Below are 19,989 nucleotides of genomic sequence, written 5' to 3' on the forward strand. Positions count from 1 at the left end.
GATGCGCCTAGTGTTGAGCGCTGCTGTAGCCCTGTTACCCGGCCTTGGCCTGGGCGCCGAAGCACCTCTGCGGTTTTCCATCGCCGACAGTTGGACCATGCCGCTGGTGCACATCGAGGACAACCAGCCCACCCAGGGCATTCTCTATGACATGATCCAGAGCCTGGCGCGCCAGGTCGGCTCGCCCGTCGAATTCCACGTCATCGCCCGCCTGCGCTTGCAGGCCGCCATGGAGCGCGGTGACGTGGATGTGCGCTGCTATGCGGCGCAGTCCTGGCTGCCGGGGCTTTCGGGCGATTACATCTGGAGCCTGCCGTTGATCACCCAGCGCGACTACCTGGTGGCCAGGGCCGATAACACCACCCCGGTCGACCCCGCTACGCTGGCCCCGCAGAACATCGGCGCCGTGTTGGGCTACAGCTACCCCACGTTGCAGGGGCAGTTCGACAAGGGCCAACTGCTGCGCGACGATGCCCGCAGCCAATACCAGGTACTGGAAAAGCTTCGCGCCGGTCGTTACCGGTACGCCATCAGCAGCCAGTTTTCGCTGAACTGGTTCAACCAGCAGCAACCGCCTGGCCAACAGTTGCACAGCGTGGCCTTCCTGGAAGAGCAGCGCCTGGGCTGTTACGTGCGCAACGACCCCAAGGTGCCGGTGCAACGCATTTTACGCACCCTGCTGCGGATGAAGATGAGCGGGGAGATCGACCAGATCATCGCCCATTACACGTCTGCGACCGAACCACCGCCGCCTTAAAATTTTGATAACGGTAATATTTAATTCACGCTTGATACAGCCGCGAACTATCATATGAAATAATTTGTTACACCGGAGACAGGCACCATGCCTGAGATCATCAGTTGTTCACTCGATACATGGAACGTACCCGCCAGCCTTGCACAACAGGCCAGCGTGATGGATGCACTGGAAGCCGGGCAGGTCGTGCTGTTTCCCAACTTGCCATTTGCCCTCAGCGACAGCGAACGCCAATTGTGCGAGTCGCAGATCGTGGGGGCCAGCAAGAACATCAGCCTGACCCCTGCCACCGGCGCCCTCAAGGGCTGCAAGGCCAGCGAGGCAGAGATCGCCCAACTGCAGGCGATGATGATGCGCTTCGCCAACTCGGCGAGAAATCTCGTTGGGCACGTACTTGCGCCGTATGCCCAAGGCGTACAGCAAGCGCGCACCAGCTTCCGCCCGGTGGAAATCGCCGGCCGCCAGACCTCCTGGCGCAAGGACGACACGCGCCTGCATGTGGATAACTTTCCCTCCTCACCCACCCAGGGCAAGCGCATCCTGCGGGTGTTCAGCAACGTCAACCCAGCCGGCCAGCCGCGTAAATGGCGCTTGGGCGAACCTTTCGAACAGGTGGCGCGACAGTACCTGGGCAAACTGCCAAAGCCGGTGTGGGGCAGCCGCCGGGTGCTCAACGCCCTGGGCATCACCAAAAGCCCGCGCAGCAGCTACGACCACTACATGATGCACCTGCACGACCACATGAAGGGCGACCTGGCCTACCAGGCCCGCGTCGGCCAGCAGCTGTGGGAATTGCCGGCAGGCTCCACCTGGATGGTGTTTACCGATCAGGTATCACACGCGGCCATCAGCGGGCAGTTTGCCTTGGAGCAGACGTTCCTGCTGCCAGTGAACTGCATGCAACACGCCGAACGCGCGCCACTGCGGGTGCTGGAGCGGATGATGGGGCAGGCGTTGGTTTGACGCCCGCTGGCGCCCCGGTTGATCCGCGAAAAGATCGCCGCGTTGTATCAGACAAGCTGCGGCGAGGCCTTCGCGGATTAATCCGCTCCTACAGGGGAACGCAATTAATCTGTAGGAGCGGATTTATCCGCGAAAAGATCGCCGCGTTGTATCAGACAAGCTGCGGCGAGGCCTTCGCGGATTAATCCGCTCCTACAGGGGAACGCAATTACTCTGTAGGAGCGGATTTATCCGCGAAAAGATCGCCGCGTTGTGTCAGGCATACTTCGGTGAGGCCTTCGCGGATTAATCCGCTCCTACAGGGGAACGCAATTAATCTGTAGGAGCGGATTTATCCGCGAAAAGATCGCCGCGTTGTATCAGACAAGCTGCGGCGAGGCCTTCGCGGATTAATCCGCTCCTACAGGGGAACGCAATTAATCTGTAGGAGCGGATTTATCCGCGAAAAGATCGCCGCGTTGTATCAGACAAGCTGCGGCGAGGCCTTCGCGGATGAACCGGTGCGCCGGACCGCCGACCCTACAGGCCTGCGCCGGCCGTCCGATAGCGCTCCAGCAGCACGCTGTTAAGCTCGCTGAACCCGCCATCATCAGTTGCCAGCAAACCGTTGTAAATCACCCGGCTGAGGATCGATTGCGGCAGCCGGTAATTGCGCCGGTAGCGCGCCACCTCCCAGCCGTTGGCCTGGGCTTTTTCCATGTAGCGTTCAACGCTGCCCACCACCGTGCGCGCCGCGTGGCTTTTCGATACCCCGCTGCGCACCTGGTAGGCGGCTGCATCCTTGGCCGAACGCCAGAGAAAATTGCACACCTGGGCCACCGAGTAATGCTCCAGCGCTTTGGCCAATACCGCACGGGTCTTGTCGCCCGGTGAATAGCCCATGGCGTATTCGCCCAGCACCGCCTCCAGAAACGCCAGGCATTCCACGCACGCCAACTCCTGGCAACACTCGGCGATATCCGCCATGTGCCCCTCGGCAAAGGTGGCGCCGCTTACCCGCGCATCCAACTGCTCGTACACCCCGGCAAACGGCGCGTCGTAGCGCACCGTCGGCGCCCAGTGCACACGCTCGAAATCGAACGTGGCCCCGCCATCGCGCTGCAGCGTGATGGCCTCCAGTGGTGATTGCGGACCGACTGCAATCACACCGGCCTTCCACAGTTCATCGATCAAGGCCAGGTCGAAGGTACGCGAGGGCGACAACAACTCCCGCCCCGCACCGGCATAGGCCCGTATGGCGGTCAGCTGCTCGAAGCCTGCAAACTTGAACAAGGCCAGCAGCAACAGGCAATGACGCGCGCTCAACTCCTCTACCGAATCTGCGGCCGCCATGGCGCGCTCATAGCCCTCCTGCAGCAGTCGTTGCTTGGTCCCGTCGGCGTCTTTGCGCGCCGTCACCATGCAGGTATCACACACAAAGGCGCGCGCCGCATGCCCGGCAACGAAATCCGTCCGGGAAGCGAATTGCACCGGCGCCACACATCGCGAACAGTCGAGCCCTCTGGACCACACGCGAGCATGCTGGCGCACTACCTGGCGAAGCTGCGCCTGCGTCAGGCCGGCATCACTGCAGATCGAAACCATCTTCTCCACGAAACGGCCCTCTTCATCAGCACGCCAGTAGCGCAGGCACAGGGCTTGGGTGGCGGGGTCCGCGTCGAGAAATTCGAGAGTAAGGCCTGGCAGTTCGATCATTCCAATTCGTCCCAAGGGTGATGACGTAGGAATGTAAAGAACGAAAGAAGGGGGATATAGAGGCTGTTTCTGATACGGCCGAGTGAATCGTCTGACATGACGGCCAGCCGCAGATACGCGGCTGGCCGGTACTGCGGTTCAGTCCGCCTGCTGTTGCGCCCGGGCCGCGATCTCTTCGGAGGCCGCCACGTAATCGGCCTGGAACGCTGGCGACTCAATCCACGCCAGCGCCGTGGCTTCATCAGCCTCGGTGGACCACTGACGGTACTCGATCAACGCCGCGAGGATGAAATCCATGGTGCCCTCCTCGCCCTCCTGCTCGAACACCACCTCCATCAGCGGGTCTTCCAGGAAGGCTGCGCACAGGGCTTTCTGGCTGATTTTTTCGGCATCGCTCATTTTTTTGAACAGCTCGGTAAGGTCCACCGATTCGAAGTCGATGCGGCTGTCGTTCGGGTCCAGCTCCACCGGAGCGCTGTTGCGCTGGGTACGGTTCTGCTTGGCCTTGGCCTTGGCGCGGGTAGCGCGTTTTTGCTGTTTGTTGGCGGAGGCCATGGGGGTTTCCGTAATTCGTGAAGGGCGCTGGGCCGAGGGCCCGCTAAACGAGGCATGATAAACCGAGCGAATGGATAATCGAAGGTCTGGGAATGCCAGACACGACGAAATCACTCTGAATCACCTTGAGGTGAAGAGTGGAGATAGCCAATACGAGGAATACTGCAGTAATGGAGGCAACCCCACCAGCCACACCCCGGCACACAATGTTCCCGCTGTGGCTGCTGCCTTCCGGCTCTGACCAGGTTAACGGGTAATCGTTGCGGGGGGACCGATGGGGTCACCATAACAACACTCGCCTGGCAGCGAGCGGGGCCATTGTACCGGTCTGGCGCGAAGATACAACCTTTGGTTGCAGGAAAAAAATTTGAGGGGGTTCAAGGGGTTGGGAGTGGGTGGGTTGGCTTGGGATTTGGGTGTGGCGTAGATGGGCTTGGCTTGGGATTCAATGGTTGCTGAGACCGGCCGCAGCGGCCTATCGCAAGCAAGCTTGCTCCCACATTGGCTGCAACGTGCCGCATTCTGATGGAGAGGCGTTGCCTGCCTGTACAGCAAGTAAATTTTCTGTGCCTTTAAAAGCGCTCAACGCCGCTCCCACAGACATAGGTACGTTGCAAAAAATGTGGGAGCAAGCTTGCTTGCGAATAGGCCGCGCGGGCGGCCGGTATATGCATCACTTGAATCCCAAGCCAAGCCTATCGCCCGTCCGTCCGCCCCCCCTCTCAAACCTGCAACACCTCATCCGCCCTGCCCCCCGCCTCCTGAATCACCAAGTGAATAAAGTGCAACTTGGCAATCACCGCCTGGGGCAGCACAAACGGGTAAAAGTCTGGCTGGCCCATGCTGCGTGACAGCTCATTGAGCATGCCGGCCAGTTCGATCCAGGCGTTGACGAAGGCCAGGAACGCCGGGCCGCTTTCGTGTTCGGGGTCGTACAAGGTAGTGAGGGGGAACGGCTGGTAGTCCAGGTCCATTTGCCGGGCGCTCATGCCAAAGCCCAGGGCCGTGTCCACGGCGTCCATCATGTGCAGGTAGTGGGCCCAGGTTTCGGCCCAGTCTTCCCAAGGGTGCATGGTGGCGTAGGCGCTGACGTGGGTTTGCTGCCAGTCCAGCGGGGCGCCCTGTTGGTAGTGGCGCTCCAGGGCGTCGGCGTAGCTTTGGCTTTCGTCGCCGAACAGCGCGCGGCATTCGCCCAGCCAGTGGCTGTCGGCCACCAGGCGATCCCAGTAGTAATGCCCGACTTCGTGGCGAAAATGGCCCAGCAGCGTGCGATAAGGTTCGCGCATCTGCACGCGGATGCGCTCGCGATGCGCATCGTCTGCCTCCTTGATGTCCAGGGTGATCAGGCCATTGGCGTGGCCGGTCATGGGCAGGTTGCCTTCAAGGTCGATGCCGATGAAATCGAAGGCCAGCCCCTCGGCCTGGTCTTCCACTTTGGCCACCACCGGCAGGCCAAGGTTGAGCAACTGCGCGACCAGGCGGCGCTTGGCGATCTCGACCTTGCGCCAACGCTCGGGGTTTTCCGGCACCGACAGGTCGGGAATGGTGCGGTTCAGGCTGCACGACACGCAAAAATCGCCAGGCGTATCCGCTGCCAGCAGCCAGTTGCAGGCCGCCGGCGTGTCGAGGTTGGCGCAGCGGCGAAACAGCCCCGCCTCGGGGTTGGCGTCCAGTTGCCAGGTGCCTTGTTGCGGCCCGGCCTGCAGTGACGACAGCTGGCTGCCCTGCGGCCAGTAGCCCAACGCCGCCGAGCAGGCCAGGCACTGGCTGTTGCGAAAGAACACCGACTGGCCGCACTGGCACTGCCACACCTTGCTGTGGCGCGCTTCGTTGCCAACAAACGGCGCAGCAATGCGGGTGCTCAACTGCTGGAAAAATTCAAACATGGCGATCTTCCTGTGGCCTTGCGTTTTGAAAGGGCTGCGCGTGCTTACAACGGTGTGCTGCTGACGACCCGCAACGCCAGGCCCTCATATGGGTCCAGGCTGATGGTGAACTCGCCATTCTCGCTCAGGTCGCCCTCGACCCGTTCGTTGATGATGTCCACCACTGGCCCCGGCGCGATGTCTGGCAGATGCAGGGTTTCTACCAGCGCGGTGTTACTGAAGTTCAAGGCCGTGATTTGCGTCCCCTTGCCGGCGGGCAATTCGTGCACCAGCACCAGCAAGCCTGGGTGTTGCACGTCCGCAATCAGGATCTGCCGGCTGGCCGCGATATCGTAGGCACGGCGCACCGCGAGGATCTTCTTCAGTTGCGAGGCAAACGAGTCGGGGTTCAGCAATTGCTCGCTCAGGCTGCCATACAGCGTCTTCGGCCGCGGCATGCCGCCTGCGGACAACTCGCACGTCGGGTCCAGGTCGACCAAGTCATAGGCGCCGCGATGAATCCAGCGCGTGTCGCCGTCCTGCATCAGGTGCGCCACCTGCTCGGCGGGCAGCGGCAAGGCGCCGACCAAATCCCAGCCAGACAGCGCGAACACCCCGGGCTGCATGGCGTTGTACATCACCAGCAGAATATGGATGTGCTGGATCTGCCGCACGTCGGCCTCGGTGATGGCGTCCAGGTCGCGAATACCCAAGGCGGCGGTGATGATGCTGGCCGTGGTGCACGACACGCCGTTGGTCACGAACTTCAGGTTGTAGGGCGCGTGCTCGCCGGCCAGGCGCTCGTACATCTCTTCGCGGATGTGCTCGCGCAGGATGTTGCCGGGGAAGGTCTGGCCCATGTACAGGTAATTATCGTGGGCGTGCAACGTCCAGAAGTGCACCAGTTCCAGGGTCAGCTCGTCATGGTTTTGCAGGGCATGGATCAGAGAGGCCGGGTCGATGCCAAAGGCGTGCACCTGGCGCAGCATCAGCCGCAGGAATTCGGTGTTACCGGTCAACAGCGCGTGCTGGTAGGCCGGGCGGGTAATGAAGTCGTAGGACAGGTCGGCGCCGCCCTTGGACATGGCGGCGATGTCGTCGATGGTCAGGTTGAGCTCCTGGAAACTGAAGCCCCCGGCCTTGCGGATCGCCCCGCCGAGCAATTGGTTGCCGTTGACCGACAGCGGGTGGCTCTCGGACCAGGCATTGCCTTCGGCACGGCGCTCCACGCCCAGAAAACCGTTGGCGTCCAGGCGCAGGATGCGCGCGCCCATGATATCGATCGCGTGCAGGGCATCGCCGATGATCATCTGTTGCGCGGCAAAGGTTGGGTCCAACCAATTGAGCGACGGTTGGCCTTCCTTGAAGTAGTGCAGGTACACCCAGCGCCGCGCCTTGCCGTCGACGCCGACCACCACTGGGGTGACGCTCCAGTCGGTTTCCTTGACGCCGGGCTCGAAGAAGATCACCCGCTGTAGTTGACCCACGATGTAGTGCTTGGCCTTGAGCAGGTCGACCGTGTCAGGCAGCAGGTTGACTGCATCGCGGCCCTTGGGCACCTCGGGCAACAGGGGCCAGTCTTCTTCCTTGATCTCGACCATGTGATACAGGCCGGGATAGTCCTCGTAGGCCATCTCGGCCAAGCGAAAGTCCGCGCCCTTGCCCGTGTGGGACGGAATGGTGTCGTCGATGACCACGGCGTTGTGCGCCGCGGCGACCCGGCTGAGCATGAGCATTTCTGCTTCGCTGCCCAAGGAGGGGTCGATGTCGAAGCTCATGCGGTCGAAGTTGCCGTCCACGCTGGGCGTGCGTTTGCGCCCTTGCAGGCCACCGGAGAGTTTCAGCGGGCCGTTGTGGATGCCCTGGATGCCGACTTCGGACAGTGCGTGCCAGAGCTTTTCATCGCCCAGGGCTTCGAGCACCGAGCCGCCTTCGCGGGTGATGATCGAGGCGGGATAGGCCGTGAACCACACCGAGGCAATGGCCGTGGCGTCCCGAGGGCGAGCTTCGGCGAAGGGCCGCTGCCAGAGCCGCGCCTGGCCGGAGTAGGTTTTGGCGCGCTGCTTGGCGGCGTTGAGCATCGACTGGTCGACCAGCCACTGGATGTAGTCCTTGTCCGGTGTTGTCATGTGCCAAGATCCCCCGTGGTTTTTCGCATGTCCTTATGAGTACACGGCACGGGGTTCGTTGCATCGACATCATGACAGCCCCTGGAGCGGCGTCAGGCGTGGATGCCGTGGCCTGCCAGGAAATCGATGAACGCGTCCTCGTCCAGCACTTTCAAACCCAGCTCGTTGGCCTTGGTCAACTTGGAGCCTGCACCCGGCCCCGCCACCACGCAGTAGGTCTTGGCCGACACGGAACCGGCCACTTTCGCCCCCAGCCCTTCGAGCTTGTCCTTGGCGATGTCGCGGCTCATGCGCTCCAGGGAGCCGGTCAGCACCCATGTCTGGCCCGCCAGTGGCAAGCCTTCCACCCGCTTCTTTTCGCAGGCCCAGTGCATGCCGAAGTCTTTCAGCTGCTGCTCGACGGCCTTGGCCCGCGCGGCGTTCTCGGGCACCTTGAAGTATTCGCGCACCGCCTCCGCCTGCTTGGTAGTCAATGCCTGGCGCAGGTCGATGCCATCGGCGGCGATAATTTTGTCCAGGCTGTCGAGCTTGCTCACCAGCTTCTCGGCGCCCGTGGGCCCCACGGAGCTGATGTCCAGCTTGGCGATCATGCCGGCCAGGGTGGTGCTGGCGGCGTATTCGGGGTGCACGTCGCCCTGGTCTTGCAGGTCCAGGCCGCGCTCCAGCAGTTGCTGGATCACGGTGCGGTTGTGCGCATCCTCGAAAAAGCTGTGGATCTCGAACGCCACTTCCAGGCCGACATCCGGCAGGTAGGTGAGCACCTGGGGCAAGGCCACCATGATGCGTGCAAGCGAGCCCAGGGAGCGCGCCAGCACCTTGGCCGTCTCTTCGCCCACGTCCGGGATGCCCAGAGCATAGATGAAGCGTGCCAGGCTGGGGCGCTTGCTGTCGGCAATGGCCTGCAGCAGGTTTTCGGTGGACAGCTTGGCAAAGCCTTCCAGGTCGACGATGTCGTCGAACTTCAAGGTGTACAGGTCGGCCGGCGATGCCACCAGGCCTTCGTCCACCAGTTGCTCGACGCTTTTCTCGCCCAGGCCTTCGATGTCCATGGCGCGGCGTGAAACGAAGTGGATGATCGCCTGCTTGAGCTGTGCACCGCAGGCCAGGCGGCCGACACAGCGGTACACCGCGCCTTCGCTGACGGTTTCCTTGCCCTTGCTGCGCTTGACCAACTGGGTGCGCTCCACGTGGGAGCCGCACACTGGGCAGCTTTCGGGAATGTGCACGGGGCGGGCGTTTTCCGGGCGGCGTTCGAGCACCACTTGCATCACCTGGGGGATCACGTCACCGGCGCGGCGGATGATCACCGAGTCGCCGATCATCAGGCCCAGGCGCGCCACTTCGTCCATGTTGTGCAAGGTGGCATTGGCCACGGTCACGCCCGCCACCTTGACCGGCTTCAAGCGCGCCACGGGCGTTACCGCGCCGGTACGGCCCACCTGGAACTCGACGTCCAACAGCTCGGTCATTTCTTCCATGGCCGGGAATTTGTGGGCGATGGCCCAGCGCGGCTCACGCGCGCGAAAGCCCAGCTCACGCTGGGAAGCCAGGCTGTTGACCTTGAATACCACGCCGTCGATCTCGTACGGCAGGTCATTACGCCGCGCACCGATGTCGTGGTAGTAATCCAGGCACTCGCCGATGTTCTTCGCCAGTTTCAACTCGCGGCTGATGGGCATGCCCCAGGTCTTGAGCTTTTCCAGGTTGCCGATGTGGGTGTCGGCGATGTTTTCCGAGACCTGGCCCAGGCCATAGCAGCAAAATTCCAGCGGGCGGCTGGCGGTGATTTTCGAGTCCAGCTGGCGCAGGCTGCCGGCGGCGGCGTTGCGCGGGTTGGCGAAGGTCTTGGCGCCCTGCTCCATCTGCGTGGCGTTGAGCTTCTCGAAACCGGCCTTGGACATGAACACTTCGCCGCGCACTTCCAGGGTGGCAGGCCAGCCGCTGCCGTGCAGCTTGAGCGGGATGTTGCGGATGGTGCGCACGTTGACGCTGATGTCTTCGCCGGTGGTGCCGTCGCCACGGGTAGCGCCGCGCACCAGTTGGCCGTCCTGGTACAGCAAACTCACGGCCAGGCCGTCGAGCTTAGGCTCGCAGCTGTAGTGCACCTCGGCGCCGCCGCCGAACAGATCGCCCACCGGCAGGTCCAGACCTTCGGTGACGCGGCGATCGAACTCGTGCATGTCCGCCTCCTCGAAGGCGTTGCCCAGGCTGAGCATTGGCACTTCATGGCGCACCTGGCTGAAGGCACCCAAGGCGACGTTGCCGACGCGCTGGGTGGGCGAGTCAGGTGTCACCAGCTCCGGGTGCTCGGCTTCCAGGGCCTTGAGCTCGCGGAACAGGCGGTCGTATTCGGCATCCGGGATGCTCGGCTCGTCGAGTACGTGATAGCGGTAGTTGTGCAGATCCAGTTCGGCGCGAAGTTCGAGGATCCGTTGGGCGGCATTCATGGCGGGTGTTCTCTATTCAATGCAAAAGAGCAGCCTGGGCTGCTCTTCTGTGTTTATCCGGTGGGTCGGCGGGGAGCTTTTCGCGGATAAATCCGCCCCTACAGGTATTCGCGATAGTAGGAGCGGATTGATCGGCGAACCGGCCGACGCCGATCAGCGCTTCTGGGTCAGTGCCCGGCGCTCGAATTCAACGATACGCTGGCGGTAATGCTCAATGGTTTGCGCGGTCAGTACGCTGCGCTGGTCATCCTTGAGCTCGCCATCGAGCTCCTGGGACAGCTTGCGCGCCGCCGCCACCATGATGTCGAACGCCTGTTTGGGGTGGCGCGGGCCCGGCAGGCCGAGGAAGAAGCTGACCGCACGGGTGCTGAAGTGGTCAATGTCGTCCAGGTCGAAAATGCCAGGCTTCACGGCGTTGGCCATGGAGAACAGTACTTCGCCGTTGCCAGCCATGCTTTCGTGACGGTGGAAGATGTCCATCTCGCCAAAACGCAGGCCGCTTTCCAAAATGTTCTGCAACAGTGCCGGGCCCTTGAAGCCGCCTTCGTGGCGCGAGATCACGCTAATCACCAACACTTCTTCCACCGGTGGCAACTCTTCGGCGGGCGCTGCGGTGCCGGCCGAATTGAAGGACGGTGCCTTGGCGTCGTCGGCAAAATCGTCATCGCGGCCCGTGAACAGGCTCGGCTCGTCCAGGTCGAGCTTGAGGTTCATGTCGCCCTTGCTCGGCTCCGCGTGCTTGTCTTTCTTGCCGCGCTTGGGCTCGCGGGCAGGCGCGCTCATCGACGGCAAGTCGTGTTCGTCAAGCTTGGGCTCCACGTGGTCGTCCAGCACCCGCGATGGGCCAAGCACTTCGGCGCCTGGCTCTTCATCCGGCAGGTTGGACAGGCTGCGGTCGAGCCTGAATTTCAATTTTCCCTTGCCGCCGCGCATGCGGCGCCAGCCATCGAAAAGAATACCGGCAATGACAATGATGCCGATGACGATCAGCCACTCGCGCAGACCGATTTCCATTTAATCCTGTGCCTCTATAAAAAATGCTGAAAAATAAAGGGTTTAAACCCCTTTAAAACGTGGCGCCAACTCTATGTTCTGACAGGCGTTTTACCCACGCATACGTAATATGACATTAAGCTAGCACGACCAAAGATAACTTTACACCGTCTGTCGCAATGGCCTGCGTCAATTCTGTCTTTGCCTGGGCAAGTTACCCCCCCTCAGGCATCAACCATTGCCATCGCCTCCTCCACGTCTACCGCTACCAGGCGTGAACAACCAGGCTCGTGCATGGTCACCCCCATCAGCTGATCGGCCATTTCCATGGCGATCTTGTTGTGGGTGATGTAGATAAATTGAACCGTTTGGGACATTTCCTTCACCAGCCGTGCGTAGCGTCCAACGTTAGCGTCATCCAGTGGCGCGTCAACTTCGTCGAGCATGCAGAACGGCGCCGGATTCAGTTGAAAGATGGAAAAAACCAAGGCCAAGGCGGTCAGGGCTTTCTCTCCACCGGAGAGCAAATGAATGGTGCTGTTCTTCTTGCCAGGCGGTCGCGCCATGATCGTTACCCCTGTATCGAGTAAATCTTCGCCCGTCAGTTCCAAGTAGGCGCTGCCGCCACCGAAAACTTTTGGAAAAAGTGCCTGGATTCCGGCATTTATCTGATCAAAGGTGTCTTTGAAACGGTTTCGCGTTTCTTTGTCGATCTTGCGGATGACGTTTTCCAGCGTGTCCAGGGCCTCCACCAGGTCATCATTTTGCGCGTCCAGGTAACGCTTGCGCTCGGACTGCTGCTGATATTCGTCGATGGCGGCCAGGTTGATCGCACCCAGGCGCTGAATGCGCGCGTTGATGCGTTCCAATTCTTCCTCGGCTTCTTTCTCGTTGGCCAGGGCATCGAGGGTGGCAAGCACGCCGTGCAAGTCGTAGCCGTCTTCGTGCAATTGCTCCTGCAAGGCGGTGCGGCGCACGCTCAGGGCTTGCCACTCCATGCGGTGCTGCTCCAACTGGCCACGAATCAGCATCGATTGCTGCTCGGCCTGGGTGCGGCGCTTTTCCGCCTCGCGCAACTCGCTGTCGGCGTCTTCCAGCGCCGCCTTGGCCAGCCGCATTTCCTCGTCCACGGCCATGCGCCGTTCCAGCAACTCTTCAAGCTTGAGGCGCAGCTCTTCCAGCGGCGCCTCGCCCTCTTCAAGGTTGAGCGACAACTGCTCGCGCTTCTCGCTCAGGCGCTCGGCCTGCATTTCCAGGCGCTCCAGCGCCTGGCGGGTGGAATCGTGCTGGGCGCGCAAGGAGCCCAGGCGCACGGCCAGTTGGTGGGCGTGGTCTTTATGCTGGCGGGCGTCCTGGCGCACTTGGTCCAGGCGCTCGCGCAAGCTGTCGCGCTGGGCCATGAGCAGCTCGCGCTGCTCGTTGTCGATGGCCATGGCGTCCAGGGCGTCCTGCAGTTGCAGGCGCGATTCGCCGAGCTCTTCGTGCTCCAGCGCGCGCTGCTCACCCAGTTCGGCCAGCTCTTCGTCCAGGCGCCGGCGGCGCAGGGTCAGTTGCTCGACCTTGGCCTTGCCCGCCGACAGCTGGGCCTTGAGCTCGCCCTGCTGGCGGGCCTCTTCCTGCAACTGGCGGCGCAGCTGTTCGCGGTGCTCTTCTTGCTGCTGTTGCTGCTCGCGCAGGTGCTGCAGTTGCTCCTCAAGGGTGGCCAGCGCGGCTTCGCGCTCATCACGCTCAAGGTTGAGGTTTTCCAGTTCCAGGGCGCGGGCCAGCACGCCGCTCTGCGCATCGCTGGCGCGGCTCACACGCAAAAAGTGCCGGCCCACCCAGTAGCCGTCCCGGCTGATCAGGCTTTCGCCGGCGGCCAGCAGGTGGCGGCCGGCCAGGGCGGCGTCCAGGGTTTCCACTGGCTTGACCTGCCCCAGCCACGGCGACATGTCCACCGGGCTGTCGACCTTGTCCAGCAGGCTGCCGGCGATGCGCGTGCCGTCTGCCGAGGGGTTGAGCAGGCGCAGTTCGCCTTGCTCGAAGCCTTGCAGGTCAAGGCCATTGAAATCGTCCACCAGCACCGCTTGCAGGTCGGCGCCCAGCACGGTTTCTACCGCCAGTTCCCAGCCCGCTTCCACGCGCAAGCCTTCGGCCAGGCGCGGGCGTTGTTCCAGCTGCTGGTCACGCAGCCATTGGGCAGTGCCGGTGCCGGGGTCCAGCGCGGCTTGCTGCAAGGCCTCCAGGGACGCCAGCCGACCGTTGAGCCGCTGCAGTTCGCCCTGGGCCTGTTGCTGGCCGGTGGTGGCCTGTTGCAGGTGCTGGCGCACCTGCTCCAGGCCTTCGATCAGTTGTTCTTCGCCAAGCTGCAACTCTTCGATCAGCAGGTCGCTGCCGGCCAGTTGCTCGCTCAATTCCAGAATCGCCGCGTCTTCCGGGTCGGCGGCCAGCAGGGCGAGTTCTTCGGCCTGGCGGCGTTGGCGCTCGGCCAGGCGCTCCAGGCTGGTTTCCAGCTGCTGGATGCGCGACTGCTGCACTTCGGCCTGGCGCCGCGGCTCGGCGGAGCGCTGGTTAAAGGTGTCCCACTGCTCTTGCCAGCCGTGCATGGTGCTTTCGGATTCTTCCAGGGCGGCGGCGGCTTCTTCGGCGGCGGCGCTGGTCATTTCCTGCTCGGGCGCCAGCATTTGCAGCTCTTCGCCCAGGGTGGCCAGCAAGGTGCGGTCCAGCCCCAGGTGCGATTCGGTTTCCAGGCGCGAGCGCTCGGCTTCGGCCAGGTCTTCCTGCAACTGGCGCAAACGCTGCTGGCCGTGCTGGATGCTTTGCTCGTTGCGGGCGATGTCGCCACCCACCGAATAGAAGCGCCCCTGCACCAGGTTGAACCGCTCGGACAGGTCATGGTGGCCGTCACGCAGGCGCTCGATGCTGGCATCGGCGTTGCGCTGGTCGGCCACCAGGGCTTCGAAACTGACTTCCTGGTTGCCGATGACCGCTTCGCGCTGGGCCACCTGCTCATTCAGGGCCTGCCAGCGCAGGGCAGACAATTGCGCCTTGAGCTGGCGCTCCTCGCCTTTGTATTCCTGGTATTTCTCGGCAGCCTGGGCTTGGCGGTGCAGGCGTTCGAGCTGGCGCTCCAGCTCCTCGCGCAAGTCGGTCAGGCGCTCCAGGTTCTCGTGGGTGCGGCGGATGCGCGTCTCGGTCTCGCGGCGGCGCTCCTTGTACTTGGAGATGCCTGCCGCCTCTTCGATGAAATTGCGCAAATCCTCGGGTTTGGCCTCGATCAACTTGCTGATCATGCCCTGCTCGATGATCGAGTAGCTGCGCGGGCCCAGGCCGGTGCCCAGGAAGATATCGGTGATGTCGCGCCGACGGCACTTGGTGCCGTTCAGGTAATAAGTGTTCTGGCTGTCGCGGGTCACCTTGCGGCGGATGGAAATTTCAGCGTAGGCGGCGTACTCGCCCACCAGCGTGCTGTCGGCGTTGTCGAACACCAGTTCGATGCTCGCCTGGCTCACCGGCTTGCGGCTGGTGGAGCCGTTGAAGATGACGTCGGTCATCGACTCGCCGCGCAGGTTCTTGGCCGAGCTTTCGCCCATCACCCAGCGCACGGCGTCGATGATGTTGGACTTGCCGCAGCCATTGGGCCCCACCACTGCCGCCATGTTGCTGGGGAAGTTCACCGTGGTGGGGTCGACGAAGGACTTGAACCCCGCCAGCTTAATGCACTTGAGCCGCACGTCAGCGCGCCTTCAGGGCCGCGACGACCAGCTCGCAGCTGCGCTGGCAGTACGCAGTCAGTACCAGGCGCACTTGCGCCAGGTCGCGCGCAACCACCGCCGCCAGCAGCTCGTCGAAGTGCGCCAGGTATTCGTCCATCGACGCCTTGCGCAGCTCCAGCGCCAGGTAGTAGTTGCGGCTCATGGCCGGCTGCAGGTTTTCCACGGTTTCCTGCAGGTACGGGTTATGGGCGAACGGGAACGCGGCGCGCATCACGTTGAAGCTGTCGTCGACGAAGGCGTTGATGTCCTGGCGCTGCAGGCTGACCTTGAGGCGTTGCTGGATGACCAGGAACGGGGCCAGGTCTGCCTGGACCTTCCAGCGTTCGGCCACGGCGTTGCCCAGCAATATGTACATCTCGCTCATCAGGGTGCACAGGCTTTGCACGTTGTGCTCGTCGAGCACGGTCACCTGGGCACCACGGCGCGGCAGGATGACGATCAGGTGCCGACGTTCAAGGATCAGCAAGGCCTCGCGCACCGAACCTCGGCTGACGTTCAGGGACTGGGTGACCTTCAGTTCCTGAATGCGCTCACCGGGTTTGAGCTCGCCGCGGATGATGCGGTCGGCGAGGTAATGGGCAATTTGCTCGGAGAGGCTGTCCGGCGCCTTGAACGTCATGGTTGTCCTTCGAAATCTTGGGGCTATGCAAGCGGCGCAGTGTAGCGCAATTGCCCCCGCGCCGCGCAGAGGGGCACATGGCGTTTTGGCATGAAATAAGCAAATAAATCCGCAGGTTGCATTTCTGGAGGCCCGTGGCGGCCCTTTAGCGGATAAATCCGCTCCTACAAAGGGCGTCACGCGCACCAGAATAACGCACGTTCTTTTTCCTGACTTTAAAGTCAGAAATCGGTTGACCGAAAAGTCAGACCTGTCTAAATTCAGAGCACTGTCGGTTAACAATAATAAATGTCAGCGAGGCCTTCCGTGATCCAGTTTCTACTCAATCGGGAATTGCGCAGTGAGCATGCCCTGGACCCGAACCTGACCGTGCTGCAGTACCTGCGCGAGCACCTGGGCAAGCCCGGCACCAAGGAAGGCTGCGCCAGCGGCGACTGCGGCGCCTGCACCGTGGTGGTGGGCGAATTGCAGACCGATGCAAACGGTCACGACAGCCTGCGCTACCGCAGCCTGAACTCCTGCCTCACGTTTGTCTCCTCGCTGCACGGCAAACAGTTGATCAGCGTTGAAGACCTCAAGCACAAGGGCCAGTTGCACAGCGTGCAGCAGGCCATGGTCGACTGCCACGGTTCGCAGTGCGGCTTCTGCACCCCAGGTTTTGTGATGTCGTTGTTCGCCCTGCAAAAAAACAGCGCTGACGCCGACGTGCACCAAGCCCAGGAAGCATTGGCCGGCAACCTGTGCCGCTGCACCGGCTACCGCCCGATCCTGGCCGCCGCCGAGCAGTCCTGCTGCCAGGCTACGCGCGCCCCCGACCAGTTCGACAGCGCCCAGGCCGACACCATTGCCCAGCTCAAGGCCATCGCGCCCAGTGAAACCGGCGAACTGAACAGTGGCGACAAGCGCTGCCTGGTGCCGCTGACCATCGGCGACCTGGCCGACCTGTACGGCTCGCACCCCGAAGCCCGGCTGCTGGCCGGCGGCACCGACCTGGCCCTGGAAGTGACGCAGTTCCACCGTACCCTGCCGGTCATGATCTACGTGGGCAACGTGGCCGAACTCAAGCGCATCGAGCACTTGGACGACCATATCGAGATTGGCGCCGCCACCCCGCTCACCGATTGCTACGGCGCGCTGAGCGCCGAGTACCCAGACTTCGGCGAGCTGTTGCACCGCTTCGCCAGCCTGCAGATCCGCAACCAGGGCACCCTGGGCGGCAACATCGGCAACGCCTCGCCCATCGGCGACTCGCCGCCCCTGCTGATCGCCCTGGGCGCGCAGATCGTGCTGCGCAAAGGCGACAGCACGCGCACCCTGGCCCTGGAAGACTATTTCATCGACTACCGCATCACCGCCCGCCAGGAAAGTGAGTTCATCGAGAAGGTCATCGTGCCGCGCGCAAGCGCCAAACGGGCGTTCCGCGCCTACAAGGTGTCCAAGCGCCTGGACGACGACATCTCGGCGGTGTGCGCAGCTTTCAGCCTGCAAGTGGAGCAAGGGCTGATCACCGACGCCCGCGCGGCCTTCGGTGGCATGGCCGCCATCCCCAAGCGGGCCAAGGCCTGCGAAGCGGCGCTGGTCGGCAAGGCGTGGAACAACGCCACCCTGGAGGCCGCCTGCGCCGCCCTGGCCGACGATTTCAGCCCGCTCTCGGATTTCCGTGCCAGCAAGGAATACCGCTTGCTGAGCGCGCAGAACCTGCTGCGCAAATACTTCATCGAACTGCAAACGCCGCACATCGAGACTCGGGTGACCGCTTATGTCTAACCATCACAAAGTCGAGAGAACCCAGGCCCAATTGGCCGAGCTGTTCAGCCAGGGCCTGACCACCGGCGTAGGCCGCAGCGTCAAGCACGACAGCGCCGACAAGCATGTGTCGGGTGAGGCGCAGTACATCGATGACCGGCTGGAATTCCCCAACCAGTTGCACGTGTATGCGCGCATGTCCGACCGCGCCCACGCGCGCATCGTCAAGGTCGACGTGTCGCCCTGCTACGCCTTTCCCGGCGTGCGCATTGCCATCACCCACGAAGACATTCCGGGCCTCAAAGACATCGGCCCGTTGATGCCGGGTGACCCGCTGCTGGCCATCGACCTGGTCGAGTTCGTCGGCCAACCGGTGATCGCCGTCGCCGCCCGCGACCATGAAACCGCGCGCATGGCCGCCATGGCCGCGATCATCGAATACGAAGACCTGGTGCCGGTGCTCGACGTGGTCGAGGCTTACCGCAACCAGCATTTCGTGCTCGACAGCCACACCCACAAACGCGGCGACTCCAATGCCGCGCTGGCAACTGCGCCGCACCGCATCCAGGGCACCTTGCACATCGGTGGCCAGGAGCACTTCTACCTGGAAACCCAGATCTCCTCGGTAATGCCTACCGAAGACGGCGGCATGATCGTGTACTGCTCCACCCAAAACCCCACCGAAGTGCAGAAGCTGGTGGCCGAGGTGCTGGACGTATCGATGAACAAGATCGTGGTCGACATGCGCCGCATGGGTGGCGGCTTTGGCGGCAAGGAAACCCAGGCCGCCAGCCCCGCTTGCCTGTGCGCGGTGGTGGCGCGCCTCACCGGCCAGCCGACCAAGATGCGCCTGCCACGGGTGGAGGACATGTCCATGACCGGCAAGCGCCACCCGTTCTACGTCGAATATGACGCAGGCTTCGACGACAACGGACGGCTACACGGCATCAACATGGAACTGGCCGGCAACTGCGGCTACTCGCCCGACCTGTCGGCGTCCATCGTCGACCGGGCGATGTTCCACGCCGACAACTCCTACTACCTGGGCGAGGCCACCATCAACGGCCACCGCTGCAAGACCAACACCGCCTCCAACACCGCCTACCGCGGCTTCGGCGGCCCGCAAGGCATGGTCGCCATCGAAGAAGTGATGGACGCCATCGCCCGGCACCTGGTGCTCGACCCGCTGGCTGTGCGCAAGGCCAACTACTACGGCAAGACCGAGCGCAACGTCACCCACTACTACCAGACCGTCGAGCACAACATGCTCGAAGAGATGACCGCCGAGCTTGAGGCCAGCAGCGAATACGCCGAGCGCCGCGAATCGATCCGCCGCTTCAATGCCCACAGCCCGGTGCTGAAAAAAGGCCTGGCGCTGACGCCGGTGAAGTTCGGCATTTCCTTTACCGCCAGCTTCCTCAACCAGGCCGGCGCCCTGATTCACATCTACACCGACGGCAGCATCCACCTCAACCACGGCGGCACCGAGATGGGCCAGGGCCTGAACACCAAAGTTGCCCAAGTTGTAGCCGAAGTGTTCCAGGTGGACATCGACCGCGTGCAAATCACCGCGACCAACACCGACAAGGTGCCCAACACCTCGCCGACCGCCGCCTCCAGCGGTGCCGACCTGAACGGCAAGGCGGCGCAAAACGCCGCCGAGATCATCAAGCAACGCCTGGTGGAGTTTGCCGCGCGCAAGTACCAGGTCACCGAAGAGGACGTCGAATTTCGCAACGGCCACGTGCGCATTCGCGAGCTGATTTTGCCGTTCCCCGACCTGATCGTGCAGGCGTGGATGGGCCAGGTGTCGCTGTCCAGCACCGGCTACTACAAAACCCCGAAGATCTACTACGACCGCAGCCAGGCCCGTGGTCGGCCGTTCTACTACTTCGCCTTTGGCGCGGCCTGCGCCGAGGTGATCGTCGACACCCTGACCGGCGAGTACAAGATGCTGCGCACCGACATCCTGCACGACGTGGGCGCCTCGCTGAACCCGGCCATCGACATCGGCCAGGTAGAAGGCGGCTATATCCAGGGCATGGGCTGGCTGACCACCGAGGAGTTGGTGTGGAACGCCAAGGGCAAGCTGGTGACCAATGGCCCGGCCAGCTACAAGATCCCGGCCGTGGCCGACATGCCCATGGACCTGCCGGGTGAAACTGGTGGAGAACCGCAAGAACCCCGAGGACACGGTGTTCCATTCCAAGGCCGTGGGCGAGCCGCCGTTCATGCTGGGTATCGCCGCATGGTGCGCGATCAAGGATGCGGTGGCGAGCATTGCCGACTACCGGGTGCAGCCGCAGGTCGATGCCCCGGCCACCCCTGAGCGGGTGCTGTGGGGGTGCGAGCAGATGCGCAAGGCCGCTACCCTCACCCCAGCTCTCTCCCAAGGGGAGAGGGAGCTTGTGGGTGGCGTCTAAACTTTTCGAGTACACCCTCACCCTACCCCCTCTCCCCCAGGA

11 protein-coding genes, 1 other RNA gene and 1 pseudogene are annotated in these 19,989 nt (G+C 62.8%); 4 read left to right on the forward strand and 9 right to left on the reverse strand.

The window, feature by feature from the left end; genetic code table 11:
• Position 1: 1 nt before the first annotated feature.
• Together L9B60_RS03425 and kdoO are read left to right on the forward strand one after the other, a co-directional pair.
• Complete coding sequence (locus L9B60_RS03425; RefSeq protein ID WP_249676256.1) at positions 2-757, forward strand: substrate-binding periplasmic protein; 756 nt, start codon at positions 2-4, stop codon at positions 755-757.
• Positions 758-844: 87 nt separating this feature from the next.
• Positions 845-1,720, forward strand: a complete 876-nt coding sequence (gene kdoO / locus L9B60_RS03430; RefSeq protein WP_249676258.1) for a Kdo hydroxylase KdoO — start codon at positions 845-847, stop codon at positions 1,718-1,720.
• Positions 1,721-2,239: 519 nt separating this feature from the next.
• Here kdoO and L9B60_RS03435 read toward each other — a convergent pair.
• From L9B60_RS03435 to L9B60_RS03475, 9 genes are all read right to left on the reverse strand, one after another.
• Entirely contained in the window at positions 2,240-3,415 is a 1,176-nt protein-coding gene (locus tag L9B60_RS03435; RefSeq protein ID WP_249676259.1) for a hypothetical protein, read from the reverse strand.
• 138 nt (positions 3,416-3,553) lie between these two features.
• On the reverse strand, positions 3,554-3,970 hold the full coding sequence (locus tag L9B60_RS03440; protein WP_249676261.1) for a hypothetical protein: 417 nt from the start codon (positions 3,968-3,970) through the stop codon (positions 3,554-3,556).
• A 180-nt stretch (positions 3,971-4,150) separates the two neighbouring features.
• Positions 4,151-4,247: signal recognition particle sRNA small type (gene ffs / locus L9B60_RS03445), an RNA gene on the reverse strand.
• Between the two features lie 445 nt (positions 4,248-4,692).
• The gene (locus L9B60_RS03450) at positions 4,693-5,856 is read right to left on the reverse strand and encodes a zinc-binding metallopeptidase family protein (RefSeq protein ID WP_249676263.1); all 1,164 of its coding nucleotides are present in this window, start codon (positions 5,854-5,856) and stop codon (positions 4,693-4,695) included.
• A 44-nt stretch (positions 5,857-5,900) separates the two neighbouring features.
• A complete protein-coding gene (gene treS / locus L9B60_RS03455; protein WP_249676265.1) occupies positions 5,901-7,964 on the reverse strand; it encodes a maltose alpha-D-glucosyltransferase in 2,064 nt (687 codons plus the stop codon).
• A gap of 92 nt (positions 7,965-8,056) precedes the next feature.
• Positions 8,057-10,411: an NAD-dependent DNA ligase LigA gene (gene ligA / locus L9B60_RS03460; RefSeq protein WP_249676267.1), complete on the reverse strand. Its 2,355-nt coding sequence runs from the start codon at positions 10,409-10,411 to the stop codon at positions 8,057-8,059.
• 153 nt (positions 10,412-10,564) lie between these two features.
• Positions 10,565-11,425, reverse strand: coding sequence for a cell division protein ZipA (gene zipA / locus L9B60_RS03465; protein WP_249676269.1), 861 nt, complete (start codon positions 11,423-11,425; stop codon positions 10,565-10,567).
• A gap of 203 nt (positions 11,426-11,628) precedes the next feature.
• On the reverse strand, positions 11,629-15,117 hold the full coding sequence (smc, locus tag L9B60_RS03470) for a chromosome segregation protein SMC (RefSeq protein WP_249676271.1): 3,489 nt from the start codon (positions 15,115-15,117) through the stop codon (positions 11,629-11,631).
• A 1-nt stretch (position 15,118) separates the two neighbouring features.
• Entirely contained in the window at positions 15,119-15,778 is a 660-nt protein-coding gene (locus tag L9B60_RS03475; RefSeq protein ID WP_249676273.1) for a GntR family transcriptional regulator, read from the reverse strand.
• A gap of 306 nt (positions 15,779-16,084) precedes the next feature.
• Between L9B60_RS03475 and xdhA the strand changes: the two genes are divergently transcribed.
• Positions 16,085-17,545, forward strand: a complete 1,461-nt coding sequence (xdhA, locus tag L9B60_RS03480) for a xanthine dehydrogenase small subunit (RefSeq protein WP_249676276.1) — start codon at positions 16,085-16,087, stop codon at positions 17,543-17,545.
• Positions 17,538-19,947: pseudogene (xdhB, locus tag L9B60_RS03485) on the forward strand (xanthine dehydrogenase molybdopterin binding subunit). Before xdhA ends, xdhB begins: the two are co-directional and overlap by 8 nt.
• The last annotated feature ends 42 nt before the right edge of the window (positions 19,948-19,989 follow it).

This window comes from Pseudomonas abieticivorans (genome assembly GCF_023509015.1).
In the GTDB taxonomy this organism is placed as follows: Bacteria; Pseudomonadota; Gammaproteobacteria; order Pseudomonadales; family Pseudomonadaceae; genus Aquipseudomonas; species Aquipseudomonas abieticivorans.